Annotated in this window: 23 protein-coding genes and 2 pseudogenes; 12 read left to right on the top strand and 13 right to left on the bottom strand. The window is 71.2% G+C overall.

Features of this window, described 5'->3' with window-relative positions; translation table 11 throughout:
• Positions 1-160 precede the first annotated feature (160 nt).
• The 3 genes and pseudogenes from ACFQ9Z_RS39005 to ACFQ9Z_RS38995 form a co-directional block, all read right to left on the bottom strand.
• Positions 161-433, bottom strand: a pseudogene (locus ACFQ9Z_RS39005) (DUF2637 domain-containing protein); the annotation flags it as partial.
• Between the two features lie 31 nt (positions 434-464).
• Complete coding sequence (locus ACFQ9Z_RS39000) at positions 465-722, bottom strand: DUF6303 family protein (protein WP_383031749.1); 258 nt, start codon at positions 720-722, stop codon at positions 465-467.
• A 40-nt stretch (positions 723-762) separates the two neighbouring features.
• Complete coding sequence (locus ACFQ9Z_RS38995; protein WP_383031755.1) at positions 763-864, bottom strand: hypothetical protein; 102 nt, start codon at positions 862-864, stop codon at positions 763-765.
• 333 nt (positions 865-1,197) lie between these two features.
• Here ACFQ9Z_RS38995 and ACFQ9Z_RS38990 point away from each other — a divergent pair, with 333 nt between their 5' ends.
• The 3 genes and pseudogenes from ACFQ9Z_RS38990 to ACFQ9Z_RS38980 all read left to right on the top strand — a co-directional run.
• Entirely contained in the window at positions 1,198-2,001 is an 804-nt protein-coding gene (locus tag ACFQ9Z_RS38990) for a GntR family transcriptional regulator (protein ID WP_383031745.1), read from the top strand.
• The gene (locus ACFQ9Z_RS38985) at positions 1,998-2,756 is read left to right on the top strand and encodes a glycosyltransferase (protein ID WP_383031742.1); all 759 of its coding nucleotides are present in this window, start codon (positions 1,998-2,000) and stop codon (positions 2,754-2,756) included. Before ACFQ9Z_RS38990 ends, ACFQ9Z_RS38985 begins: the two co-directional genes overlap by 4 nt.
• Before the next feature lie 112 nt (positions 2,757-2,868).
• Positions 2,869-3,045: pseudogene (locus ACFQ9Z_RS38980) on the top strand (transposase family protein); the annotation flags it as partial.
• 6 nt (positions 3,046-3,051) lie between these two features.
• On the opposite strand, the gene ACFQ9Z_RS38975 reads toward ACFQ9Z_RS38980, so the two are convergent.
• From ACFQ9Z_RS38975 to ACFQ9Z_RS38960, 4 genes are all read right to left on the bottom strand, one after another.
• Positions 3,052-4,221 (bottom strand): hypothetical protein, encoded by a 1,170-nt coding sequence (locus ACFQ9Z_RS38975; protein WP_383031758.1) that lies wholly within the window; start codon positions 4,219-4,221, stop codon positions 3,052-3,054.
• Positions 4,222-4,859: 638 nt separating this feature from the next.
• A complete protein-coding gene (locus ACFQ9Z_RS38970) occupies positions 4,860-5,090 on the bottom strand; it encodes a hypothetical protein (RefSeq protein ID WP_383031739.1) in 231 nt (76 codons plus the stop codon).
• 717 nt (positions 5,091-5,807) lie between these two features.
• A complete protein-coding gene (locus tag ACFQ9Z_RS38965) occupies positions 5,808-6,086 on the bottom strand; it encodes an SHOCT domain-containing protein (protein WP_383031736.1) in 279 nt (92 codons plus the stop codon).
• A 168-nt stretch (positions 6,087-6,254) separates the two neighbouring features.
• Positions 6,255-6,746, bottom strand: coding sequence for a MarR family winged helix-turn-helix transcriptional regulator (locus tag ACFQ9Z_RS38960; protein WP_383031734.1), 492 nt, complete (start codon positions 6,744-6,746; stop codon positions 6,255-6,257).
• Positions 6,747-6,835: 89 nt separating this feature from the next.
• On the opposite strand from ACFQ9Z_RS38960, the gene ACFQ9Z_RS38955 reads away from it, so the two are divergent.
• The 7 genes from ACFQ9Z_RS38955 to ACFQ9Z_RS38925 all read left to right on the top strand — a co-directional run bounded on the left by ACFQ9Z_RS38955 (position 6,836) and on the right by ACFQ9Z_RS38925 (position 15,469).
• Positions 6,836-7,201, top strand: coding sequence for an HGxxPAAW family protein (locus ACFQ9Z_RS38955; protein WP_383031731.1), 366 nt, complete (start codon positions 6,836-6,838; stop codon positions 7,199-7,201).
• 163 nt (positions 7,202-7,364) lie between these two features.
• Positions 7,365-8,243 carry a DUF2797 domain-containing protein gene (locus ACFQ9Z_RS38950; protein WP_383031728.1) on the top strand — a complete coding sequence of 293 codons (879 nt, stop codon included), beginning with the start codon at positions 7,365-7,367 and terminating at the stop codon, positions 8,241-8,243.
• A gap of 116 nt (positions 8,244-8,359) precedes the next feature.
• Positions 8,360-9,097: a response regulator transcription factor gene (locus ACFQ9Z_RS38945; RefSeq protein ID WP_383031725.1), complete on the top strand. Its 738-nt coding sequence runs from the start codon at positions 8,360-8,362 to the stop codon at positions 9,095-9,097.
• Positions 9,094-10,737 carry a sensor histidine kinase gene (locus ACFQ9Z_RS38940; protein WP_383031720.1) on the top strand — a complete coding sequence of 548 codons (1,644 nt, stop codon included), beginning with the start codon at positions 9,094-9,096 and terminating at the stop codon, positions 10,735-10,737. The genes ACFQ9Z_RS38945 and ACFQ9Z_RS38940 overlap by 4 nt, the downstream gene beginning before the upstream one ends.
• Before the next feature lie 14 nt (positions 10,738-10,751).
• Positions 10,752-12,260 (top strand): glycosyltransferase, encoded by a 1,509-nt coding sequence (locus tag ACFQ9Z_RS38935; protein ID WP_383031717.1) that lies wholly within the window; start codon positions 10,752-10,754, stop codon positions 12,258-12,260.
• Positions 12,257-14,458: a glycosyltransferase family 39 protein gene (locus ACFQ9Z_RS38930; RefSeq protein ID WP_383031714.1), complete on the top strand. Its 2,202-nt coding sequence runs from the start codon at positions 12,257-12,259 to the stop codon at positions 14,456-14,458. Before ACFQ9Z_RS38935 ends, ACFQ9Z_RS38930 begins: the two co-directional genes overlap by 4 nt.
• A gap of 252 nt (positions 14,459-14,710) precedes the next feature.
• Positions 14,711-15,469 (top strand): TetR/AcrR family transcriptional regulator, encoded by a 759-nt coding sequence (locus ACFQ9Z_RS38925; protein WP_383031711.1) that lies wholly within the window; start codon positions 14,711-14,713, stop codon positions 15,467-15,469.
• A gap of 108 nt (positions 15,470-15,577) precedes the next feature.
• Here the strand turns inward: ACFQ9Z_RS38925 and ACFQ9Z_RS38920 are convergent, their stop codons facing one another.
• Positions 15,578-16,039, bottom strand: coding sequence for a PPOX class F420-dependent oxidoreductase (locus tag ACFQ9Z_RS38920; protein ID WP_383031707.1), 462 nt, complete (start codon positions 16,037-16,039; stop codon positions 15,578-15,580).
• A 204-nt stretch (positions 16,040-16,243) separates the two neighbouring features.
• Between ACFQ9Z_RS38920 and ACFQ9Z_RS38915 the strand changes: the two genes are divergently transcribed.
• Complete coding sequence (locus ACFQ9Z_RS38915; RefSeq protein ID WP_383031703.1) at positions 16,244-16,918, top strand: ANTAR domain-containing protein; 675 nt, start codon at positions 16,244-16,246, stop codon at positions 16,916-16,918.
• 95 nt (positions 16,919-17,013) lie between these two features.
• Here ACFQ9Z_RS38915 and ACFQ9Z_RS38910 read toward each other — a convergent pair whose 3' ends face one another.
• From ACFQ9Z_RS38910 to ACFQ9Z_RS38900, 3 genes are all read right to left on the bottom strand, one after another.
• Positions 17,014-17,835, bottom strand: coding sequence for a YceI family protein (locus tag ACFQ9Z_RS38910; RefSeq protein WP_383031700.1), 822 nt, complete (start codon positions 17,833-17,835; stop codon positions 17,014-17,016).
• Between the two features lie 103 nt (positions 17,836-17,938).
• Entirely contained in the window at positions 17,939-20,458 is a 2,520-nt protein-coding gene (locus ACFQ9Z_RS38905; RefSeq protein ID WP_383031697.1) for an MFS transporter, read from the bottom strand.
• 13 nt (positions 20,459-20,471) lie between these two features.
• On the bottom strand, positions 20,472-20,966 hold the full coding sequence (locus ACFQ9Z_RS38900; RefSeq protein ID WP_383031694.1) for a MarR family winged helix-turn-helix transcriptional regulator: 495 nt from the start codon (positions 20,964-20,966) through the stop codon (positions 20,472-20,474).
• 206 nt (positions 20,967-21,172) lie between these two features.
• Here ACFQ9Z_RS38900 and ACFQ9Z_RS38895 point away from each other — a divergent pair, with 206 nt between their 5' ends.
• Positions 21,173-21,370 carry a hypothetical protein gene (locus ACFQ9Z_RS38895; RefSeq protein WP_174266210.1) on the top strand — a complete coding sequence of 66 codons (198 nt, stop codon included), beginning with the start codon at positions 21,173-21,175 and terminating at the stop codon, positions 21,368-21,370.
• 133 nt (positions 21,371-21,503) lie between these two features.
• Here ACFQ9Z_RS38895 and ACFQ9Z_RS38890 read toward each other — a convergent pair whose 3' ends face one another.
• Positions 21,504-22,439 (bottom strand): RNA polymerase sigma factor SigF, encoded by a 936-nt coding sequence (locus tag ACFQ9Z_RS38890; protein WP_383031689.1) that lies wholly within the window; start codon positions 22,437-22,439, stop codon positions 21,504-21,506.
• Between the two features lie 313 nt (positions 22,440-22,752).
• Complete coding sequence (locus ACFQ9Z_RS38885) at positions 22,753-23,589, bottom strand: RNA polymerase sigma factor SigF (RefSeq protein WP_383031752.1); 837 nt, start codon at positions 23,587-23,589, stop codon at positions 22,753-22,755.
• Between the last annotated feature and the right edge of the window lie 240 nt (positions 23,590-23,829).

Genomic DNA, 23,829 nt, shown 5'->3' with positions numbered 1-23,829 from the left:
TCGCCCGCGAGGTCTACGGGCACCTCACCCGTCCCCGCGACACACCGAAACCACTCACACAGACCGCTTGACGGCCTATAGGAGCGTCATCAACGCAGCCCGGAATGCCGATCAGTCGTTGGTGTTCGGGTCCTGCTCGCCGTCTGAGTCCTCTCCTGATTCGTTCAGTCGCGGAGTCTGCGACGTTGAGTGCCAGGGTCATGCAGCCGGTCATCCACCGCAGGGCGATGGGCCACCGGCCGCCGTGACCACCCAGTCGGGCGAGGACCGCGTCCAGGCGGACCACGATGACCACCGCCGCATCCACCACAAGCGGCAGAATCGGGGCGGTCCAGTCCCACCGATCCGGGGTGTGCTGGGCTGCCAGCGGGGTCACGGTGAGGACCGAATACAGCATCGCCCCCGCCACGATCAGCCACGTCCCGGCCGACAGCGCACGCTCCGCTGAACGACATGCTCGGCGTTCACGCGACCACCCCCGCCCGTGAACGGACCCGGGGCGCGGCGATCAGGACGACCGCAGTGCCGGGGTCGTCGGGCATCTCACCGTCCTCCGACCACGCCCACTCACCGCCCGCGACCGGTTCGAACCCGGGCCGATCGAGCGCGCGTGAGCGCTCCGTGAGCGTCGGCACCGCATGGCGCCGGCCGAACGTGAACTCCGGGCACCGCTCCGTCGTGCCGAGCAGCACGACGTACAACCGCCCCCGGCCGTCCCGCACGACATCTGCGCGGTGAACTCCCGCGCCGTCTCCCGTTCGCTCACGCCGCACAGCCCCGGCCCGCGCCTACGGCGTGGTTGGCCAGGGCGCGACGCACCGTCAGCACCCGGCGGCGGCCCGGCCGGATACGGCGGGCGTCCAGCTACGAGACGAGCAGTGGAGGCAACCGGCCGCAGCCTGAGCTGCGGAGATTGAGTTGCGCCGTACCTCACACGGGCCCCCGTGTGGCCGCCTACCCGGCCGGGGAGAGGCGGCGTGATCCCCATGCGGTTGTCCAGGAACTTGCGCGTCCTTCGAGCCCCTCTCAGAGCCCTCCGGGGACCAATGAACCAGTTTGGATGAAGCATCTTGCGATGGATTTGCCGCTATGGCAGTGATGCAGGGGTAGTGGCGACGTGAACAACCAACGCAAGATGGATTGGCTCAACTTGGGTTGGTCGTCGCCTGTGGGTTGATCGGGTGAGAGAGTGCAGCCATGGCGAACCCGTCGAAGTATCTGGAGCTTGCGGAGGTGCTGGCTACGGCGATCCGGAGGGGGGAGTACGCGCCGGGTGACCGGTTTCCCACCGTGAATGAGCTGGCTGGGTTGCATAGCGTGGCCCCAAACACCGCCAGCCGGGCGGTGCAGGTCCTCAAGGAGCGGGGCTTGCTTTCGGGTAAGGCCGGCGGCACCACCCGAGTGCGCGTCCAGCCGATCCACCAGGTCCGGGCGAACTCGCGATACCAGACGGAAAAGGACCTTGTCCTTCGCCCAGTGGAGGAGCGCGGGACCACTGGCGTGGCAGAACTGGACTCCGGCGTGGCGGTGTCAGCCGTGCATGAGAACCAGGTCCAGTTGGACGTGATCCAGGCCCCGCCTGATGTGGCCGAGATCCTGGGACTGGAGTCGGGCGCCCTGGTACTGCGCCGCACCCACACTCGTCGCCACAAGCAAGGAGCAGGCGCAGGCGCAGGCAAGTCCATCTCCTACATGCCGCACGGCCTCGTCAGTAGGAACCCGGAACTGTTCGACCCGCAGCGCGAGCCTTGGCCTGGCGGCGCACTGCATCAACTTCACACCGTCGGCGTGGAGGTGGACCGCATCGAAGACCGGGTGACGGCCTCGGCGCCGACCCGGGCCGAGATGGAAGAGCAAGACATCCCCCCGGGCATCCCGGTGCTCCGCGTGAGGAAGGTTTCCTATGCCACGACGGGTCAGGCCGTGGAAGTGACTGACATACCGCTGCCTGCCGACCGCGTGGAACTCCGGTACATCACACCCTTGAGGCGGTGGTCATGACTCGAATCATCAGCGTGGTTACGCCCGTCTATGACGGAGGGGATGAGTACCTGTGTGAAGCCTACGAATCCCTCCGGGATGAGCGCGATCGTCTCCCCGACGGGTGGGATGTTCAGTGGCTCGTGCAGGAAGACGGGACCACGGGCAGGCCGCTGAACGCACTGCCGAGTCAGTCCTGGATTTCGCCAGGGCAGGGAAGCAAGGGCGGCGCTGGGGCGACTCGCACAATGGCCCTGTCACGAGCAACCGGCGAACTGGTGCGCACTCTGGATGCGGACGATGTGATTGCACCTGGCGGCCTCGCCCGAGACATCGCCGCGATGGAAGAGCACCCGGAAATGGGCTGGTGCGTTTCGGCAGGGCTGGACCTGCTGCCGGACGGGTCCAAGGTTGCAGGCCCCTATGACCCCCCGGAGGGTCCCCTCGCTTACGAGACGCTACTGCGCGCCTTCGACGAGGATCGCTTTCCCGTCATGGGGCAACATCTGACGGCCCGAACATCGCTGCTGCTTGCAGTGGGCGCGTGGCCGACGCTCCCCGCATGGGAGACCGTCGCTGTTGTACTCCTCTGCGCTGCCGTGTCCGACGGGTGGATGATCGAAACCCCGGGCGGCCATTATCGGAAGCATCCTGCCCAAACAACCGCGCAACCGGCGTACGTCGGCATAACTGACGCCGATCAGCTTCGAGTCGTCGTCAGAGCGCAGGCAGAAGCCCTACGCGCCACCGGTTGGCGATGGCATGCGGGAGGCTGACACGCTGAGGATGCCGGCGGGTACCCGGCCTGTCAGCGGCGTGGCATGCAGTCGGAGAGGTCTTTCAGTGAGGGCACCGATCGGGTGACAGCGACCTTGGCCGCAACGCACAATGGTGTACCTGCGCAAGCACGAGCCCCTCGCACAGATCGCCGCCGGGTTCGGCGTCTCGGTCGGCACCGCGCACGCCTACACGAGCGCGGTCATCGAGCTGCTGGCCGCCCGTGCCCCTGGTCTGTTGCGTGCTCTGCGGCAGGCGGATCCCGAGTTGGTCCTGCTGGACGGCACCGGCACATCAGCAGCCGTTGACGTTGACGCAGTTGTTGGGCTTGTTCTTGCGAACCGGGCTGTTCGCCAGTGTCACATTACCGGTAGCCGCGCTGTTGAAAATGCCACCGCCGTCTCCCGGCATCCCCGACGCGCGATTGAATTGAACCGGGCTGCGCATCAGTGTGGTCGTACCGCTGCCGCCGTTGAAAATTCCACCGCCCTGCGCCGGCCCTCCGTCGCTCTTGACGGAATTCCCGTGGGAGTCGGCGCCGACCGGGCTGTCGGTCAGTGTCAGTGTGGAGTCGTTGTAGATGCCGCCGCCACGAGCAGCAACCGAACCAGTCACCTTGTTGTCGAGTACCTTGGTGTGGTCCAGCATGGCCAGGCTGCCGTTCTGGCTGACGATTCCGCCACCACGCGCATCGGGTCCGGTGACCCGGTTGTGGCTCACGAGGGAGTGGTTCAACCTCACGGTGCTCGAATCCACCTCGATGCCGCCCCCGGCGCTGAGATCAGCCCCCTGGGAGACGACGGTGTTCTTGGTGATGGAGCTGTTGTCGAAGACGGTGATGGCGCCTGCCGCCGAAGCCAAGCCCCCACCAAAAGCACCGAAAGGACTGGTCGCGGGGTGAACGACCGAATTCCCTTCCACGGTGCTGTCCGCGACTGTCATCAGACTGCTGTCGTTGTCGAGGGCTCCGCCTTCGAGGTCGGCCGTGTTGCGCTTCAGGTAGCTCCGGCTGATCGTCACCTGTCCGCCATGGAGCCAGACGGCACCCCCGACGGCGGCGTTCGCCGGTGAGGCGGCGTGACCGTTCGTGAGGGTGACGTGGTCGAGAGTGAGAACACCACCCGAGAGCACCTCGAAGAAACGGAACTTCGATGCACTGTCCCGCTTGATGGTGGCGCCGTTTCCCAGAATTGTGACGCCGCTGCTATTGGTGATCTGCACAAAGCCGTTCGGCGTGCCCACCGGATCGGCTTGAGTGAGTTTGTAGGTACAGCCTCGCTTCAGCTTGACGGAGCCGCCGCCAGGAGCACTGTTCACCTGCGCGACCGCCTGCTGCAACTGCGCACCATTACAGCTCGTCATGGTCCGTGAAACCGAAGCAGCCGCGGATGCCGTGCCCGGAACGGCAATAGATGCTGCAGCCGTTCCCACCACCGCCAGAGCAAAAAAGCGCCGTAGCGTCATACGCACCGTCCTCTGCGTGAAAGCCGTGACGGTCGACTATTGATCCGACACGACCGCCGAATAGCACTGCCGAGGAATCTAGCACTCAAACGATCAACCCAAGAGTTCCCGCGGCGAGGTGTCGCTCGCGGCCCTTGACCTGAGCCTGTGTGGCTCACGTCTGCTGACCTGTGGTGGACGGCGTTTCCGGATAGTCCGAAGGGTTACCCTTCTTTCAGCCCGGCACCGGGCTTCTTTTTTTCCCCTGTTCAGCCCACGCGCGATTCGCGCTGTCGGTGAGTGAGGCTTTTCAGTGTGGCCTCTGATCGGGTGACGACGTAGACGTACGCAACGGAGGGTGAACGCGCCTACGGATCAGAAGGTTGCAGGTTCGAATCCTGCCGAGTGCACACAGTTTGAAGGCCCCCGGAGAGATCCGGGGCCTTCGGCGTTTCAGGGGCGTACAGCAGCGAAGTACAGCAACGGCATCAGCCGGCGCCGGCGCGCCGGGCCCGCAGGGCGCACATGCGGGTGAGGTTCCCCGACTCGATGGTCTTTCGGCGACCCTGACCGGCGTCCACAAGAACATGGCGGGCCTGACCGTCTCGAGCAGACGCGGTGGCAAGCCTAATGCGTCGACGAGCGCAGAGGGCCGCCCGTCAGCGCGTCATGGTCACCAGGCCGACCATGACCAACACGACCCCCACGAATCCGAACTGCAGTCTCATGCGTTCAAGGTTCTTCCAGGGCGTCCCCCATCGCGTCCTGTAGCGCGGCGAAAAGGTCACGTCTGACCAGTCCCACACCCAGACGTCCACGCCGCGATAGCCACAGGCCACCACGATGGAAGCGCTGCCCGCGATCAGTGCGAGCACCCCATAGAGAAGCATGCCGTTCCTCCCCCCTGCCTCATGACCGGCGTCACTGCCGCGGCATTGTCGCAGGAGGCGCCGAAGATGATCGGGGCAGTCCCTGGCAGGGCCGAGAGAATGGCCGCGCTGGTCAAGGCTGCATGCGGTGGCTGACATCGGCTGCTGACACCAACAGGCACGAACAGCAGCGGCCGACGTCGTACCTCAGTGGACGGCCGGCCGAGACGCAGGCCCGGTTGACCGACGTCGCCGGTCCCCCGCGTGCGACCTGTTAAGGATGACGTCGAATCGCAAGCTGGGGTGACCGGGTGAGAGAAGGGGGACGGGCCGCCCCTGACCACCCGAGCTTCCCAAGCCGATGGCTGCGGTTCCGTGCCCGTGCACCAGTACGTCAGTCGTCTTCCGGTTTCCGGCTCCCGTACCTCTGGCCCTGGCCGGGCCTCGGCCGCTGCCCAGTCGACGACATGTGGCCCGTCTGCCTCCCGTCCGGTGACGGCGATCGTGGTCGCCGTGCCATAGCGCGCGACCGGTTCGGGCAAGGGCGTTCCGCCGCTGTGCCGCCGACGCCTGACACCGCCTCAACATCGGCGCGTCAGCGTCGCCGGCTCCGCGTCATCGTGGTCCCGGCCGCCCCGCCGGAGGCGATGCCGCAGGTGCGGGATGCGCGCCGGGGCTGTCCGCCGGGCCGCCGCGGTCAGGGCGGTCGCCGCTGGGCCGCTCGGCGGTGATGCGGGGTCACCGGTGCTCCCGGAGCAGCGCGAGCCGGCGTTTGTACTCGTCCTCGTCGATCTCTCCGCGCGCGAACCGCTCGGCGAGCACGTTCTCCGCCCCCCAGCCCTGCCACCCGCCTCCGCCGGGCGGTGGCGGCGAGCCCGGTTGCTGATGATGGCGCGCACCGGCGAGGTGGCGCACCAGTGCGATCAGACCGGCGATCAGGACGGCCCAGAACAGCACCATGGACACCGTCATGACGAACCAGCCGCCCCAGCCCCACCCGCCGTCGTACCACATCATGCCGATCACGTCCCTCGGCCGATTGCCACGTCAAGGCCAGAATGGATCAGCGAGACGCCCGGCGCCCTGGGCCATTGGTTCTCGGCCGTAGGGCCGGAGGGCCCAACGCCGCGATCACGGAGCCCCGCGGCCCGCCGGTGCCGGGGCGGCTCGTGGTGGGGCGGTCGCTCAGCAGTCCTCCTGGGGGTCGTTGCGGTTCAGCTTCTCCAGGTACTCATGGGCCAGTCCCGTGGCCCGGGTGAACCAGTCGGTGATGACCGACAGCTCTTCGGGGGAGTAGTCGGCGAACAGCTCCATGACGCGTTTGTAGTGGCCCGCGTACACCGCCTCGACCCGGGTCACCGCGGCCGGGACGGGTGCCACCCGGACGCGGCGGCGGTCGGCCGGGTCGGGGCGGCGGGTGACGTAGCCCGCGCGTTCGAGGCGGTTGAGGATTCCGGTGACCGCACCGGTGGTCACGTGCGCCCGGGCCGCGAGGTCGCCGGCCGTGAGCAGTTCCTCGCCGGCCTCCAGGACGAAGCCGAAGCAGGTGAGATCGGTGACGTTCAGGCCCAGCCGCCGGGCCAGTTCCTGCTGGCCGATCAGGTGGGCGGCGATGAGGTTGTCCATCGCCGACAGCGCCCGCGCCGGATCGGCGGGCGGTCGGGGCGTGCCGTCCATCTTCCTTAATCCCTTAGCTCGTGAGATATTCGGTCGGTAAATGCCTTAGTCCGTGAGGGAAACTCACCGCTGTCCTTGGAGGCGGCCTTATGAGTCTGTACGACGAGGGTCACACGATCGCCGGCTGGACCGGCGTCGCCGTCGCGACCACCGGATGCGCCGTGGCCGGCTGGGGCGTCTGCGCCGCCTCGGCGGCGGGAGTCGCCGGAGGTCTGGTCGTCGTCGCCGGGGGCGTCCTGGTGACCTGGGCACTGCACCTGACCGGCTGGGGCAAGCCGCCGGGCGTGCGGCCGCGGGAACAGTGGAGCCTGCGGTCCCGTGACACCCAGGCCCGCGACGGCCACCCGGGCTGCGCCGGCTGCCGCCTGGCGGGCCGGGGGCGGCGGAGCGCGGAGCGGGTGGCGGTGCCGGGTAAGGCGGCCGCCGAACCGGCGCCCCTGCCCGCTGCCGAGTGAGCCGCCCTCACGTGTGCTGAGCCACTGCCCCACAGGCGCACTCGGTGCCCGTGCCCCACAGGCGCACGCCGAGCACCGTGTTCCACGAGCGCACCCCCGCGCACCGTGGCGCTGCCGGTCGTGCCGGGGGTGTTGTCAGTGGCGGCCTCTACGCTCGCGGGTGATGGGACGCGTGTGGAAGTGTTCGGGGCTGCGGTGGACGCCGGACGGTCCCGTGCTGGTCTGGGACGGCGGACGGCGCAGTGGGCTGACCTGGGGCAAGCGGGTGGCCTTCGCGGTGCAGGAGGGGGCCGTGCGGCGGTGCGTGGGGGCCCGGGGACACCCGTGTGCGGTGGCGGCCGGGGTGCCGGGGCGGAGTACGGGCGCCCGGTGCGAGGAGTGCGCGCGGCTGGACCGGGCGCACTCGGTGGCCGCCGACACCCTCGCCGACGATCCCCGGCCGTACCGGGTGTACCTCGCCTGGTTCGGGCCCGGCATGGTCAAGGTCGGCATCACCGGCGTGGAGCGCGGTCCGGCACGGCTGCTGGAGCAGGGCGCCGTCTGTTTCACCTGGCTGGGCTCCGGTCCGCTGATGGCCGCCCGGCGGACCGAGGAGCTGCTGCGGGCCGCGCTCCGGGTGCCGGACCGGATCCCGTACGCCGACAAGCGGGCCGTGCGGGCGGCGTTGCCCGTGACGGCGGCCGAACGGGCGCGTGAGGTGGAGGAGTTGCACGCGCGGGCCGGCGCGCTCGCGGGGTGGCCGGAGTCGCTGGGCCGGGAGCCGTGCCGGGTGGTGGACCACGTGGACCGGTTCGGGCTCCTCGGTCCGGCGGCGGCCGCCGGCGGCGATGTCGTGGAGCTGGTGCCGGGCGGGGCCGTGAGCGGGGAGCTGGTCGCGGCCGCCGGGCCGGACCTGCACCTCGCGGTCGGCGGGCGGCGTGGGACCGTCGTCCTCGACACCCGGCTGATGGCCGGGTGGGAGGTGGCGCCCCGGTCGTCGGACGCCAGTGAACTGAGCGTTCCGGTACGGGAGTTCACCAGGACGCCGGACGGGCTGTTCTGACGGCTTCGAGCAGCGGGTCGTACCCAGGTGTTCCCTGAGAGGCGCCTGTGCGTTTCTCAGGGAAATCACAGACTGGGGAAAGCGTCTTCTCAGAGGGCCCCGACAGGGTGTCCGCCATGACCACGACCTCGCCCCGGAGGCGCACCGAACTGCTGAGGCCGGACGGGAGCCCCGTCCGCGTGCTTGTGGTGGACGACGAACTGTCGATCATCGACCTGCTGAGCATGGCCCTTCGTTACGAGGGCTGGCAGATCAGGAGTGCGGGCGACGGGCAGGGCGCCCTCCGGACGGCCCGCGAGTTCCGGCCCGACGCCGTCGTCCTGGACATGATGCTGCCGGACATGGACGGGCTGGCCGTCCTGCAGCGGTTGCGCCGCGAACTGCCCGACGTCCCCGTCCTCTTCCTGACCGCGAAGGACGCGGTGGAGGACCGGATCGCCGGCCTCACCGCCGGCGGCGACGACTACGTCACCAAGCCGTTCAGCCTGGAGGAGGTCGTGGCCCGGCTGCGCGGGCTGATCCGGCGCTCCGGAGCCGCCGACCGGAGGTCCGACTCGACGCTCGTCGTCGGCGACCTGACCCTGGACGAGGACAGCCACGAGGTGTCGCGGGGCGGGGACGACATCCACCTGACCGCCACCGAGTTCGAGCTGCTGCGCTTCCTGATGCGCAATCCGCGGCGCGTGCTCAGCAAGGCGCAGATCCTGGACCGCGTGTGGTCCTACGACTTCGGCGGGCAGGCCAACATCGTCGAGCTGTACATCTCCTACCTCCGCAGGAAGATCGACGCCGGCCGGGAGCCGATGATCCACACCCGGCGCGGGGCCGGTTACCTGATCAAGCCAGCCGCGTGAGCGGACGACGGCGGCCGCGTCCGCGGAGACGAGCGGGGCAGCCGCGCACCCTGCGGACCCGGCTCGTCGTCGCGTCGGTGGTGCTGATCGCCGTGGTCTGCGCGGTGATCGGCACGGTCACCACGCTGGCGCTGCGTTCGCACCTGTACGACCAGCTCAACGGCCAGCTCGACGAGGTCGCCGCCCGCGCGTCCGGCTCCTTCGGCCCGCCGGGCGAGGAGCCGCGGGGCGGCATGGCGCCGGGCGGGGTGAAGCCCAGGACGCGTCCGCCGGTCCTCACCGACTTCGTCACCAGGGGCCCGCAGCCGCAGGGCACCGTCGCGGCCACGGTCGAGAACGGTGTGATCACCGACGCCTGGCGCGGCGAGCAGTCCCCCAGTGATTTCGAGATGAAGCCGAAGCCGCTGACCGAGGCGCAGACCGCCGCCCTGCAGACCGTTCCGCGGGAGGACGGGGGACAGCACACCGTCGGCCTCCCCGGCCTCGGCGAGTACCGGGCCGAGTACCGGACCGGCGGCAACGGCGCCTACTACGTCGCCGTACCGACGGCATCGGTCGACAACACGATCGACACCCTGATCCTCGTCGAGATCAGCGTCACCGCGGCCGGCCTCGTCGCCGCCGTCATCGCGGGCTACGCGCTCGTCGGCGTCGCCACCCGCCCCCTGCGCAGGGTCGCCGCCACCGCCACCCGGGTCTCCGAACTCCGCCTGCACACCGGCGAGGTGAACCTGAGCGAGCGGGTGCCGGAGTCGGAGTGCGACCCGCACACCGAGGTCGGCCGGGTGGGCGCCGCGCTCAACCGCATGCTCGACCACGTGCACGGCGCGCTGCACGCCCGGCAGCGGAGCGAGACCCGGGTACGGCAGTTCCTCGCCGACGCCAGCCACGAGCTGCGCACACCGCTCGCCTCCATCCGCGGCTACGCCGAACTCACCAGGCGCGGACGCGAACAGGTCGGACCCGACACCCGGCACGCCCTCGGCCGCATCGAGTCCGAGGCCGGGCGGATGACCCTGCTCGTCGAGGACCTCCTGCTGCTCGCCCGGCTGGACGCCGGACGCCCGCTGCAGTTCGGGCAGACCGATCTCGTGCCGCTCGTCGTGGACACCGTCAGCGACGCCCGCGCGGCCGGCCTCGACCACAACTGGCGGCTCGACCTGCCGGACGCGCCGGCCCCGGTCGCCGCGGACGCGGCCCGCCTGCAGCAGGTGCTGGTCAACCTGCTGGGCAACGCCCGCAACCACACCCCGCCGGGGACGACCGTCACCGCGCGCGTGCAGCGGCGCGGGCCGTGGATCCGCGTGGACGTCGAGGACAACGGGCCGGGCATCCCGGCCGACCTGCTGCCGCACGTCTTCGAGCGGTTCGCCCGCGGGGACTCGGCCCGCTCGCGCGCCACCGGGTCCACCGGCCTGGGACTCGCCATCGTGCAGGCCGTGGCGGCCGCGCACGGCGGCGCCGTGACCGTGGACAGCGTGCCCGGGCGGACGGTGTTCACCGTGCACCTGCCCGCGCTCGGCCCCGCCGGGGGGCGGCCGGATGCCGGTGCGGACCGGGCGTCGCCCGCGCCGGCCCCGCACGACTCCCACTCACAGGCGCAGCACAGCACCACCACATGGGCGGAACAGGGCGCCTGAGGAGAGTCGGTGCCATGCGAACCGACCCTTCTCCCGGCACCCTGCCGGCGCGGGAGCACCTCCCGGCCGGAAACGCCGGTACGCCTGTCCTGGACGTAGTGATCCCCGTCTACAACGAGGAGAAGGACCTCCAGCCGTGCGTGCGCAGACTGCGCGAGCACCTCGCGCGCACCTTCCCGTACGCCTTCCGGATCACCGTCGCGGACAACGCCTCCACGGACAGCACCCCGCGGGTGGCGGCGCGGCTGGCCGCGGAGCTGCCCGAGGTCACCACCGTCCGGCTGGAGCGGAAGGGCCGCGGCCGCGCCCTGCGGACGGTGTGGTCCGCGTCCGACGCGCCGGTCCTGGCGTACATGGACGTCGATCTCTCCACCGACCTCAACGCCCTGCTGCCGCTGGTGGCGCCGCTGATCTCGGGCCACTCCGACCTCGCGATCGGCTCCCGGCTCGCCCGTGCCTCACGGGTGGTGCGGGGCCCCAAGCGGGAGTTCGTCAGCCGGGCCTACAACCTGATCCTGCGCGGCTCGCTGCAGGCCCGCTTCTCCGACGCCCAGTGCGGCTTCAAGGCCGTCCGGCGGGATGTGGCGCAGCTGCTGCTGCCCCTGGTGGAGGACACCGGCTGGTTCTTCGACACCGAGATGCTGGTGCTCGCCGAGCGGGCGGGGCTGCGGATCCACGAGGTGCCGGTCGACTGGGTCGACGACCCCGACTCGACCGTGCACATCGTGCGGACCGCGACCGACGACCTCAAGGGCGTGTGGCGCGTCGGCCGGGCACTGGCCACCGGCTCGCTGCCGCTGGACCGGCTCACCCGGCCGTTCGGCGACGACCCGCGCGACCGGGAGATCCAGGACGTGCCCCGGGGCCTCGCCCGCCGGCTCGTCGGGTTCTGCGTGGTCGGCGGCCTGTCGACCCTGTTCTACCTGCTGCTGTACAGCGTCTTCCGGCAGTTCTCCGGCTCGCAGACCGCCAACGCGCTCGCGCTGCTGGTCTCGGCGGTCGCCAACACGGCCGCCAACCGCCGGCTGACCTTCGGGGTGCGCGGCCGGGGCGGCGCGGTCCGGCACCAGGCGCAGGGCCTGGTCGTCTTCGCCATCGGACTCGCCCTGACCAGCGGCTCCCTGGCCGCGCTCAGCGCGGCCGGCGGCAGTCCCGCGCACTCCACCGAGCTGGCGGTGCTCATCGCCGCCAACCTCGCGGCGACCGTGCTGCGCTTCCTGCTCTTCAGGGCCTGGGTGTTCCCGGACCGGCCGGAGGGCGGCCCGGTCCGCACCGTGGCCGCCGCGCACATCCCGTCCGCGCCGGACCGGGGCACGGCGCCCCCGCCGGCCTGCGCCACGACCGAGCCGTACCGGCCGGACGGGCCGCCGCCGCGCCGTCCGCTGCCGCACCCGGCCCACCGCCCGTACCAGACCACCGCCCAGGTCCGCGCCGGTGAAGCCGCGGACGGCACCTGGAGGGACGGCACCATGGCGCCGCAGCCGGTGCGCCCTCACGACACCGACCCGGGGGATCCTCGATGACCACGCACTACGACCAGCCCGCCCAGCCGGGCTCCCCCGCCGCCTGGGGCCCGCCCCCGACGGCTCCCCCGCCGGAGGCGGGAACGGCCGGGCCCCGCCGGCCCCTCGGGTCCCGGGTGTGGCGCGGCCGCCCCGAGGACCCGCGCTGGGCCCGCCCGGCCTTCCTCGCCCTGCTCGCCCTCACCCTCGCCACCTACCTGTACGGCCTGAGCGCCTCCGGCTACGCCAACTCCTTCTACTCGGCGGCCGTCCAGGCGGGCAGCAGGTCCTGGAAGGCGTTCTTCTTCGGCTCGCTGGACGCGGGCAACGCCATCACCGTCGACAAGCCCTCGGCCTTCATGTGGCCGATGGAGCTGTCGGTGCGGGTCTTCGGCCTGAACTCATGGGCGATCCTCACCCCGCAGGTGCTCATGGGCGTCGGCACGGTGGCGGTGGTGTACGCCGGGGTACGGCGGCGGTTCAGCCCCGCGGCCGGTCTGATCGCGGGCGCTGCGCTGGCGCTCACCCCGGTCGCCGCGCTGATGTTCCGGTTCGACAACCCGGACGCGCTGCTGGCCCTGCTGATGTCGCTGGCCTGCTACTTCGTCGTCCGCGCGGTGGAGGACGGGCGGACCCGGTGGCTGGTGTGGGCGGGCGTCGCGATCGGCTTCGCGTTCCTCGCCAAGACCCTGCAGGCGTTCCTGGTCCTGCCGCCGCTGGCGGTCGTCTACGCCGTGTGCGGTCCGGTGCGGCCGCGGAAGCGGCTGGTGCAGCTCGCCCTTGCCGCCGTGGCGCTCGTGGTGGCGGGCGGCTGGTGGGTGGCGGTCGTGGAGCTGTGGCCGGCCTCCTCCCGCCCCTACATCGGCGGTTCGCAGAACAACAGCTTCCTCGAGCTGACCTTCGGCTACAACGGCCTCGGCCGGATCAGCGGCGACGAGACCGGCAGCGTCGGCGGCGGTGGCGGCGCGGGCGGCTCGGGGCAGTGGGGCGAGACCGGCTGGGACCGGATGTTCGACTCCGAGGTCGGCAGCCAGATCTCCTGGCTCCTCCCGGCCGCGCTGATCCTGCTGGCCGCCGGCCTGTGGGCGACGCGCGGGGCCCGGCGGGCGTCGGCGACGCGCGCCTCGTTCCTGGTGTGGGGCGGCTCGCTGCTGATCACCATGGTGGTCTTCAGCTACATGGCGGGCATCTTCCACCAGTACTACACGGTGGCCCTCGCCCCCTACGTCGCGGCCGTCACCGGCATGGGCGCCGGGCTGCTGTGGGAGCGGCGCCGGGAGACCTGGGCCTCGGTCACGCTCGCCGCCGCCGTGGTGGCCGCGGCCGCCTGGGGCTACGTCCTGCTCAACCGCACCTCCGACTACCTGCCGTGGCTGAGGTGGCTGGTGCTGGTCGGCGGCCTCGCGGCCGCTTTCGGGCTGGTCTTCGCGGGGCGGACCTCCCGGCGGCTGGCACTCGGCGCGGCGGCGGCGGCCCTGGTGGCCGCACTGGCCGGCCCGGCCGCGTACACCCTCAGCACGGTGGACTCGGCGCACACCGGCTCCATCCCGACGGCGGGTCCGGCGGGTGCGAGCAGGATGGGCTTCGGCGGCGGCCGTCCGGGCGGCGGCGACGGCGGCATGCCGGGTGGCTTCGGCGGCGGGACGCCGGGCCAGGGCGCGCGGAACCGGCAAGGCGGGCAGGGCGCGCCGAACGGGAGCGCGAACCCGCCGGGTCAGGGCCAGGGCTTCCCCGGCGGAGGCATGCCGGGCGGGAACGGCAACACCCAGGGCCAGGGCCGGGGGCCGCAGAACGGGAACGGCCTCCCGGGCGGCGGCGCCATGGGCGAGGGCGGCCGCGCGGGCGGCGCCGGCGGTCTCCTGGACGGCGCGCAGGTCGGCTCGGCGGCGAAGAAGCTGCTGGAGACGGACGCGGGCGAGTACACCTGGGTCGCCGCCTCCATCGGCTCCCAGAACGCCGCGAGCTACCAGCTCGCCACCGGCGACCCGGTGATGGCGATCGGCGGCTTCAACGGCACCGACCCGTCCCCGACACCGGCCCAGTTCAAGAAGTACGTGTCCGAAAGGAAGATCCACTACTTCATCGCCGGCGGCGGCATGGGCGGCGGAATGGGCGGCGGCAGCGGTTCGGCGTCGCGGATCAGCTCGTGGGTCCAGAGCAACTTCAAGAAGGTGACGGTCGGTTCGGCCACCTTCTACGACCTGACGAAGAGCGGCTGACGCGCAGCGCCCGGGCAGGACGCGCCGTTCACCGCGGTCCCGGCCGTGCGGTGAACGGCGCGTCCGTCCGCCGCCCGGTCGGGGCCGGCTCCCGCGCGGACCGCCTAAGAACTCGCCGGCCTGGGTATGCGTGCCGCTGCGGGCGGTGTGCGGTCGGCCGCGCCCGAGCGGCGGAGCTTCGTACCGGCACGGCGTCGCGCCACCGGGCCCCGGCGCCCCGGGCAGTGACCGGAGTTCGAGAGAGGTGCGTCGGTGGCCAGGAGCGGCGGCGGGTCGGCGCGGGACAGTGTGTGGCTGGAGGCGAGGACCCGGCGCGGCGGGCGTGGCGGCCAGCCCTCAGGGCTCGACCGGGAGCGGATCACCGCGGCCGGCGTGCGGCTGCTGGACGCCGAGGGCATGGCGAGGTTCTCCATGCGCCGGCTGGCCGCCGAGCTGAACGTCACCGCGATGTCCCTGTACTGGTACGTCGACACCAAGGACGACCTGCTCGAACTCGCCCTCGACGCCGTCTACGGCGAACTGCGGCTGCCGGACCCGCAGGACGACGGCGCCGACTGGCGGGAGCAGCTGCGGGAGCTGGCCGGCGAGTACCGGTCGCTGCTGGTGCGCCACGCCTGGCTGTCGCCGCTGGCCGGGCGCTACCTCAACATCGGGCCCAACTCGCTGGCCTTCTCCCGCGTGGTCCAGCGGGTCGTGCGCCGTGCCGGGCTGCCCGCGCACGGCGTCACCGGCGCCATCTCGGCCGTCTTCCAGTTCGTGTACGGCTACGGCACGGTGGAGGCGCACTTCCTGGCCCGGACGGCGGACACCGGGCTGAGCGCCGACGAGTACCACCGCCAGGCCGTGAGCCTGGTCGCCGAGGACCCCGGGACCGCCGAGATGTTCCGGGAGTCCCGGGACCTCATGGCGGCCCGGGGCGGCGACACGGTCGGCGAGATGATGGACCGGGACTTCGGCTTCGCCCTCGACCTGCTGATCGCCGGCATCGAGGCCATGGTCGCCAGGGGCTGACCGCCGGTGTCCGGCCGCCGTCCCGGAGCCGGGCCGGGAGAACGGCCGGCCGCCGCCCCGTGCGGCCCGGCCGCCCTTCGGGCGCCGGGGCCGCTCTCGCGACCGGCCCTAGGCCAGCCGCGCCGGGAACCCGCCGGTCGCCACCGGGCCCCAGCGTTCCGGTGTCACCCGGATGATCGACTTCCCCTGCTTGCGCATCGCCTCGCGGTACTCGTCCCAGTCGGGGTGCTCACCGGCGATGTTGCGGTAGTACTCGACCAGGGGTTCGACCGAGTCGGGGGTGTCGATGACCTCGGCCGTGCCGTCGATCTGGACCCAGGGCCCGTTCCAGTCGTCGCTGAGCACGATGAGGCTGACCCGGGAGTCCCGCTTGGCGTTGCGGGTCTTGGCGCGCTCGGGGTAGGTGGAGGCCACGATCCGGCCCGAGTCGTCCACCCCGCAGGTGAGCGGGGAGCCCTGGGGGCTGCCGTCGGCCCGGCGGGTGAGCAGGATGGCGCGGTGCCTGGGGCGTACGAAGTCGAGCAGTTCGGCCTGCGATACACGGGTGTTCGTCGCGATGTTCGGTGCCATGGACGCAGCCTAGGGCGAGCGGGGCCCGGTGAGGCTGACCCTGCTGGGCACAGGATCATCCGGACGTCACTTCACCGCAACGGAGCAGCTAGAGTGCTGATGTCGTGTGCTCGCAGTCAGGAATGTGCTGCGGAGCTCTCCTGAGCATGGCCGTAAGGCTGTGACACCCGAGAGGTTCGTGTGGCTTCCCCTGACTTTTTCGACGTGACCCGTTCTCCGGTCGGCCTCGAGCTGGCGGAGGCGCTCACGCTGGCCGCCCGGCGGCTGCACGAGACGACCACCCCGCAGGCCACGCTGCGCACCGCCGTCGAGCTGGCCGTGGAGCTGCTGCCCGGCGCCGAGCACGCCGGCGTCCAGGAGATCGACCGCGCCGAGGGCCGCCGTACGGTCGCCTGGAGCGATGACGTCGTGTGCGACGCCGAGGCTCCGGAGCTGCCCCACTGGGAGCGGCTGTGGAGCTCGCCGGTGGTGCGGCTGTCCGGCGACGGCGGCGAGGGCGAGTCCGAGCAGGGGACGGAGCCGCTGGCAGACCTGGGGCTGCGCTCGGTGCTGTCGCTGCGGCTGCGCGCCGACCGGCGCCGGCTCACCGTGCTCACCGCCTACTCCGGCAAGCCGCGCGCCTTCGACGAAACCGCCGCGCGCCTCGGCCGGCTCTTCACCGCGCACGTCAGCCTCGCCCTGAACGCGGTGACCGTCCGGGAGCAGCTCACCGAGGCCATGCACACCAGGGACCTGATCGGCCAGGCCACCGGCGTCCTCATGGAGCGCCTCGACATCGACGCCGCGGCGGCGTTCGAGAGCCTGGTCCGCGCCTCCCAACGGGAGAACGTCAAGCTGCGGGACCTGGCCCGGCGCATCGTGGGCGCGACCGGCGACTGAGCAGCAGGCGATGACGCGACCGGGAACTGAGTCACCGGGAACGACGACGGCCCGCCGCCACTTCACACGTGGCGGCGGGCCGTCGGCCGTCTCCGTCAGGCGGTCGGCAGGGTCTCGCCCTGCACGGCCTGGATGTCCAGCTCGACCCTGAGGGTCGTGCCGATGGCGGCGATGCCCGCCTGGAGGACCTGGTTGTAGTTCATCGCGAAGTCCTCGCGGTGCAGTTCGGTGGTCGCCCGGAAGGCCGCGCGGGTGCCGCCCCACGGGTCGGCGCCGGTGCCGAGGTAGGCCAGGTCCAGGCCGACCGGCCGGACCACGCCGTGCATCGACAGCTCGCCGTGCACGGTCCAGCGGTCGGGGCCGGCCACCTCCACGCCGGTGGAGCGGTAGGTGATCTCCGGGTGCCGCTCGACGTCGAGGAAGTCCGCGGACCGCAGGTGCGTGTCCCGCATGCCGTTGCCCGTGTCGACCGACGCGGCCCGGATCACCGCCTCCACGCGGGACTTGGTGACGTCGTCCGGGGCGATCTCGATCGTCCCGCCGAACTCCGTGAACCGCCCGTGCACGCTGGAGATCCCCAGGTGCTGCGCGACGGCGGCGACGGACGAGTGCGCCGGGTCGATGGTCCACGGGCCGGGCGGCGGCAGCTCGGTGCCGCCCTGCCGGGCCAGCGTGACGGTGCCGACCTCGGCCCGCCCGCTCGCGGTGACGATGGCGCTGGAGGCGGCGGGCGCGTAACCGACGGCGGTCACGATCACCGTGTACGCCCCCGGCGTCAGCTCGGTGGCGTCCCGTACGGCACCCTCGGCGTCCGCCTCGGCCCGCAGCACCTGCGCACCGGTCATGTCGGTCATCGTGACGACCGCGTGCGACACGGCCCATCCGTCCCGGGTACGGATCCTCGCGGACAGTCCCATCCCGTTTTCTCCCTGAAAAGCCAGATAATTCGGTCGTATGAAACCGGCCCGTGACGGGCGCGTCTCCGCTCGAGGCGCGCGCCGTCACGGGCCGGGAATCGGACTACTCGCCGGGGTGGGCGAGTTCGATGTCGTGTCCGTCGACTCCGGTGCCGGTCACCGTCAGGGCCGTGGCCACCGGCGGGTAACCCGTCGCGATGACGGTGTAGTCGCCGCTGTCCAGGTCGGCGAAGGCGTACGCCCCGTCCGTCCCGGTGGTGGCGGTGCCGACCACGTTGCCCGCCTGGTCGACCAGGGTCACCCGGGCGTCGGCCAGCGCGCCGTGCGGGGCCCGCACGACGCCCTGCAGCCGGGCGCCGGCGTCCAGGTCGACCTCGATCCGGGTGACCCCGGTCGTGGCGACCTCGACCGGCAGCGCGCGTGGCCGGTACCCGCTCGCGTTGACCGCGACGGTCACCGCGCCGGGCACCAGGTCGGTGAAGGCGAAGTCGCCCTGCTCACCGGTGGCGGCGGTGGCCAGCAGGTCCCCGCGCACATCGGTGACGATCACCATCGCGTCCTTGACCGGCAGCGCGCTCGCGGCCGAGCGGACCACACCGGTCAGCCCGCTGGTGCCGCTGAGCAGGATGTCGTAGGACAGCGGCTCCTCGCCCACCACGATCGTGGAGGCCTGCGGCTGGAAGCCGTCCGCGGAGGCGATCAGGACGTACGAGCCTGCGCCCGGCGCGTCCACCGCGTAGGAACCGTCGCCCTGGGCGACCGAGCGGCCGAGCTGGCGGCCGGACAGCGAGATCAGCGTGACCGCGGCCTGCGGGACCGGGGCGCTCTCGGCGCCGCGGACGAACCCGTGCACCGGGGTGCCGCCGCCGGCGCCCGGCTCCGCGACCGTGGCGACCGCGGTCACCGGCTGCGCGGCGGCCGCCAAAGCGGTGCCTTCGGAGTCGGACGCGGTGGTCGCGGCGACCGCGGCCGGGACCGTCTGCGCCTCGGCGACGACCGGGGCGGCGGCCGGGTCCAGGGCGGGCGACTCGGTGTCCGCGGCCTGGGCCAGCGCACCCTTGGTCTTCAGCGGGACCTCCTTGATGAACAGGGTGATCAGGAAGGCGACGGCGGCGAGGGCGGCCGCGATGTAGAAGACGTCGGCGATGCCGTGGCCGTAGGCGCTCTCCAGCAGGGTCCGGATGGGAAGCGGCAGCTTGTCCATGTCCGGGATGGTGTCGGTGGAGCCCGAGCCGGCCATGGCGGCCTGGTACTTGGGGCTCAGGGAGCCGATGCCGTCCGTGACGTAGTGGGTGATCCGGTGGGACATCACCGCGCCGAGGGCGGAGACGCCGACCGCGCCACCGAGGGAACGGAAGAAGGTGACCGTGGAGCTGGCCGAACCGAGGTCCGAGGGCGCCACCTGGTTCTGCGTGGCGAGGACCAGGTTCTGCATCATCATGCCGATGCCGAGACCCAGCAGGGCCATGAAGATGGCCATCTTCCAGTAGTCGGTGTCGTACCGGATGCCGCCCAGCAGGGCCAGGCCGGCCGTCACCAGCAGGCCACCGCTGACCAGCCAGGCCTTCCAGCGGCCGGTGCGGGTGATGAACTGCCCCGAGACGGTCGAGGAGATGAACAGGCCGCCGATCATCGGGATGGTCAGCACGCCGGACATCGTCGGGGACTTGTCACGGGCGAGCTGGAAGTACTGGCTGAAGAACACGGTGCCGGTGAACATCGCGACACCGACGAACAGCGAGGCGAGCGACGCCAGCGTGATGGTGCGGTTGCGGAACAGGCGCATCGGGATGATCGGCTCGCTGGCCTTCGCCTCGACGAGGACGAACAGCGCGCCGAGCACGACCGAGCCGCCGACCATCACATAGGTCTGCCAGGACACCCAGTCGTACTTGTCACCGGCGAAGGTGACCCAGATGAGCAGCAGGGAGACGGCCGCGGAGATGAGGGACGCGCCGCCCCAGTCGACCTTGACCTCGCGCTTGACCACGGGCAGGTGCAGGGTCTTCTGCAGGACGATCAGCGCGATGACGGCGAACGGGACGCCGACGTAGAAGCACCAGCGCCAGCCCAGCCAGGAGGTGTCGGTGATGACACCGCCGAGCAGCGGGCCGCCGACGGTGGCGACGGCGAAGGTGGCGCCGAGGTAACCGGAGTAACGGCCTCGCTCACGCGGGGAGATCATGGCCGCCATGACGATCTGGGCCAGGGCCGACAGACCGCCGACGCCGATGCCCTGCACCACGCGGCAGACGATCAGCATGCCGGGGTTCTGCGACAGGCCGGCCGCCATCGAGGCGACGACGTAGATGATCAGGGCTATCTGGACGAGCGCCTTCTTGCTGTACAGGTCGGCGAGCTTGCCCCACAGGGGAGTGGCCGCGGTCATCGACAGCAGGGCGGCCGTGACCACCCAGGTGTAGGCCGACTGACCGCCGCCGAGGTCGCCGATGATCTCAGGCAGGGCGTTGGAGACGATCGTGGACGACAGGATCGCCACGAACATGCCGAGCAGGAGCCCGGACAGGGCCTCCATGATCTGCCGATGGGTCATCGGGGCGGAACCTGTGCCTCCCCCGTGCTTGGCGTGAGCCCGCACACCGGCTGGTGTGGTCGTTGCCATGGGCTTCCTTTACTTACGTGCTTGCGGGTGTACGGGTGGTCTCTTCGACTACGGGTGCGGGGATCCGGACCGGGGTCGAGCGGCAGTCGCCGAAGGACGCGCGCAGGCGCGCCATCAACGCGATGAGCTGGCCGACCTCCTCGTCGGTCCAGTCGGCCAGCCGCTCGGCCAGCAGGTTCGAGGTCCGCCGGGACAGCTCGCCGACCTGCTCCAGACCGGCGGGCGACAGGCGCAGGATGCGCGAACGCTTGTCCGCGGGGTCCGGGTGCCGTTCGATCCAGCCGCGCGCCGCGACGTGCGCCACATGCCGGCTGGTGACCGACATGTCCACGGAGAGCAGCTCGGCGAGCTTGCTCATGCGCATGTCGCCGTGGCGGCCGAGCAGGGTCAGCACGGCGGCCGAGCCGGCCGGGCACTCGGACGGCAGGATCCGCCCGAGGTCCCGTTTCACGGCTCCGAAGGCGCTGAACTGACGCACCAGCTCCTCGTACTGCGCCTGTTCGGCCATCACACCTCCCGTATTCGTTGCTTAGGGCAACCATAGAGGCGGTTGGTTGCTGCAGGCAAACAACCAGGGGTCTGGCGGCGCAAAAACTTGGCAAAGGCAAGTATTGCGATCGTAAATATGCTGGTCGGAGTGGCCGCCCGCATCCCGTCTGTCCCGGTGGACCCGCACTTGGGGTCGCACCACCGGATTCGCTAGTGTCTCGGGCCATGGCTAACACCCAGGGCCCCCAGGGCAATTACGACCCCGCAGGCAGCACCCAGATGTTCCGCGCGTTCGTCGACGAGGGCCCCCAGGGCCGGCAGCAGCAGCAGCCTGCCTCCTCCGGGCCCCGGGTCGGGCTGATCATCGGCATCGTGGTGGCCGTGGCCGTCGTCGCCGCCGTCGCCTGGCTCGCGCTCAAGTAGGACACCGGCCGTCCGGACGCACGAGGGCCGCCGACGCTGCCGCAACGGCGCGTCGGCGGCCCTGTGCCCGTGTGCCCGTGTGTCGGGGCGGACGGGGGAGGCGCTCGGGGGAGGGTGTGGCCCCCGCCGCCCGTCAGTCCGAGATGAGGCCCTCCCGGAGCTGCGCCAGGGTCCGGGTCAGCAGCCGGGAGACGTGCATCTGGGAGATGCCGACCTCCTCGCCGATCTGCGACTGGGTCATGTTGGCGAAGAAGCGCAGCATGATGATCCGGCGCTCCCGGGGCGGGAGCTTGGCCAGCAGCGGCTTCAGGGACTCCCGGTACTCCACGCCCTCCAGCGCGCTGTCCTCGTAGCCGAGGCGGTCGGCCAGGGAGCCCTCGCCGCCGTCGTCCTCGGGCGCCGGGGAGTCGAGCGAGGAGGCGGTGTACGCGTTGCCGACCGCGAGGCCGTCGACGACGTCCTCCTCGGAGACGCCGAGCACGGCGGCCAGCTCGGTGACCGTCGGGGAGCGGTCCAGCTTCTGGGACAGCTCGTCGCTGGCCTTGGTGAGGGCCAGGCGCAGTTCCTGGAGCCGGCGCGGGACGCGCACCGACCAGGAGGTGTCGCGGAAGAAGCGCTTGATCTCGCCCACGACCGTCGGCATCGCGAACGTCGGGAACTCCACGCCCCGTTCGCAGTCGAAGCGGTCGATCGCCTTGATCAGGCCGATGGTGCCGACCTGGACGATGTCCTCCATCGGCTCGTTGCGCGAGCGGAAGCGGGCCGCCGCGTAGCGCACGAGGGGGAGGTTCAGCTCGATCAGGGTGTCCCGGACGTACGCGCGCTCGGGACTGCTCTCGTCGAGCGCGGCGAGCCGCAGGAACAGGGACCGGGAGAGGGTCCGGGTGTCGATGTCCGCCGCGGCCGGCGGAGCCGGGGCAGGGGCGGCGGCCGGGTCGGCCTGGGCCGGCACGGCATCGAGGGCCGTGACGCCCTCGATGCCGTCGAGGACGTCGAGAGCGTCGAGCTCCTTGGGCGCTGCCTCGCTCGTGAGCGTGAGCACCTTCGAGCTGCCCTGGTCTGCGGACATGCCACCCCCTTTGGGTCGCGGGACGGTCGCGGCGGCGCCGCCTTTTCGGACAACGCAGCCTTCACCTGAATACCGGCGCCGGAGCTCCGGCAAACGCTCTTCCCGCAGAATGTCACATGTCGGCAACACGCTGTAGTGACATGTCGACATGTGAGTTGCGAATCGGCCCTGGAAAGAAGGGGTCTGACGGTCTTTCGGCGCACAACTGTCGGGAACCGCCCTGCTGGGCGATTCGCTCTCACCGGTGAGTGATCGATCCCGCTTTCGAACGGCCGTGGGCTGGTGTGTTCCGGCGCGTGCTCCCGTGCGCCGGTTATGCCTCGATGCGATTCGCGGATCGCAGCCGCTGGAAGCTACGCGCGAGTAGCCGGGATACGTGCATCTGGGACACACCGAGTTCCGCGCTGATCTGTGACTGGGTCAGATTGCTGTAGTAGCGCAGCAGCAGGATTCTCTGTTCCCGTTCGGGGAGCTGGACCAGGAGATGGCGGACCAGGTCGCGGTGTTCCACGCCGTCCAGGGCCGGGTCCTCGTAGCCGATGCGGTCCAGCAGGCCGGGCATCCCGTCGCCCTCCTGCGCGGCCTCCAGGGAGGTGGCGTGGTACGAGCGTCCCGCCTCGATGCAGGAGAGGACCTCCTCCTCGCTGATCCTGAGCCGCTCGGCGATCTCGGCGGTCGTCGGGGAGCGCCCGAAGGCGGTGGTGAGGTCCTCGGTGGCGCTGTTGACCTGCACCCACAGCTCGTGCAGCCGGCGCGGCACGTGGACCGTGCGGACGTTGTCCCGGAAGTACCGCTTGATCTCGCCCACCACGGTCGGCATCGCGAAGGTGGGGAACTGCACCCCGCGGTCGGGGTCGAAGCGGTCGATGGCGTTGATCAGGCCGATGGTGCCGACCTGGACCACGTCCTCCATCGGCTCGTTGCGGGAGCGGAACCTGGCGGCCGCGTAGCGCACCAGCGGGAGGTTGGCCTCGATCAGCGCTCCGCGCACCCGGTCGTGCTCCGGCGAGCCCGGGGTCAGCTCCTTCAGCTCGCCGAAGAGCACCTGGGTCAGGGCGCGGGTGTCGGCGCCGCGGCGCTTCTCGGGCGCAGGAGGGGAGGGGCTGGGCACCTCGTCCTGGGGCGGCGCAGTACTGGCCGACACGGTCAACGCCACCTCTTCATCGGTCAGTCATCCGTCAAAAGCGGTCATAGCATCACAAGACATGTGCACTGTGTGCAAGCACCGTATAACGCCGTGTTGTGGCCGGATGACGCCCAGTTCGGGGCCCGGGGAGCGAAGAAGCCCCCCATGTCTTCTTCCGTTCTAGTGGTCGTCGCAACACCCCAGTTCAGGGGATGCGATGGACTTCGAGATCCGGAAGAGCCGCAAGGAGCAAGGGCCCCGCAA

Origin of the sequence: Streptomyces sp. NPDC056580, from assembly GCF_042793175.1 — a bacterium.
Taxonomy (GTDB): Bacteria; Actinomycetota; Actinomycetes; order Streptomycetales; family Streptomycetaceae; genus Streptomyces.
This window is presented reverse-complemented; position numbering and strand designations above follow the sequence as displayed.

Bases quoted from the DNA above. Each gene is read 5' to 3' on its own strand.
- ACFQ9Z_RS38990 (WP_383031745.1), top strand. From the start codon at position 1,198: ATGGCGAACCCGTCGAAGTATCTGGAGCTTGCGGAGGTGCTGGCTACG.
- ACFQ9Z_RS38985 (WP_383031742.1), top strand. From the start codon at position 1,998: ATGACTCGAATCATCAGCGTGGTTACGCCCGTCTATGACGGAGGGGAT.
- ACFQ9Z_RS38975 (WP_383031758.1), bottom strand. From the start codon at position 4,221: ATGACGCTACGGCGCTTTTTTGCTCTGGCGGTGGTGGGAACGGCTGCA.
- ACFQ9Z_RS38970 (WP_383031739.1), bottom strand. From the start codon at position 5,090: ATGCTTCTCTATGGGGTGCTCGCACTGATCGCGGGCAGCGCTTCCATC.
- ACFQ9Z_RS38965 (WP_383031736.1), bottom strand. From the start codon at position 6,086: ATGATGTGGTACGACGGCGGGTGGGGCTGGGGCGGCTGGTTCGTCATG.
- ACFQ9Z_RS38960 (WP_383031734.1), bottom strand. From the start codon at position 6,746: ATGGACGGCACGCCCCGACCGCCCGCCGATCCGGCGCGGGCGCTGTCG.
- ACFQ9Z_RS38955 (WP_383031731.1), top strand. From the start codon at position 6,836: ATGAGTCTGTACGACGAGGGTCACACGATCGCCGGCTGGACCGGCGTC.
- ACFQ9Z_RS38950 (WP_383031728.1), top strand. From the start codon at position 7,365: ATGGGACGCGTGTGGAAGTGTTCGGGGCTGCGGTGGACGCCGGACGGT.
- ACFQ9Z_RS38945 (WP_383031725.1), top strand. From the start codon at position 8,360: ATGACCACGACCTCGCCCCGGAGGCGCACCGAACTGCTGAGGCCGGAC.
- ACFQ9Z_RS38935 (WP_383031717.1), top strand. From the start codon at position 10,752: ATGCGAACCGACCCTTCTCCCGGCACCCTGCCGGCGCGGGAGCACCTC.
- ACFQ9Z_RS38930 (WP_383031714.1), top strand. From the start codon at position 12,257: ATGACCACGCACTACGACCAGCCCGCCCAGCCGGGCTCCCCCGCCGCC.
- ACFQ9Z_RS38920 (WP_383031707.1), bottom strand. From the start codon at position 16,039: ATGGCACCGAACATCGCGACGAACACCCGTGTATCGCAGGCCGAACTG.
- ACFQ9Z_RS38910 (WP_383031700.1), bottom strand. From the start codon at position 17,835: ATGGGACTGTCCGCGAGGATCCGTACCCGGGACGGATGGGCCGTGTCG.
- ACFQ9Z_RS38905 (WP_383031697.1), bottom strand. From the start codon at position 20,458: ATGGCAACGACCACACCAGCCGGTGTGCGGGCTCACGCCAAGCACGGG.
- ACFQ9Z_RS38900 (WP_383031694.1), bottom strand. From the start codon at position 20,966: ATGGCCGAACAGGCGCAGTACGAGGAGCTGGTGCGTCAGTTCAGCGCC.
- ACFQ9Z_RS38895 (WP_174266210.1), top strand. From the start codon at position 21,173: ATGGCTAACACCCAGGGCCCCCAGGGCAATTACGACCCCGCAGGCAGC.
- ACFQ9Z_RS38890 (WP_383031689.1), bottom strand. From the start codon at position 22,439: ATGTCCGCAGACCAGGGCAGCTCGAAGGTGCTCACGCTCACGAGCGAG.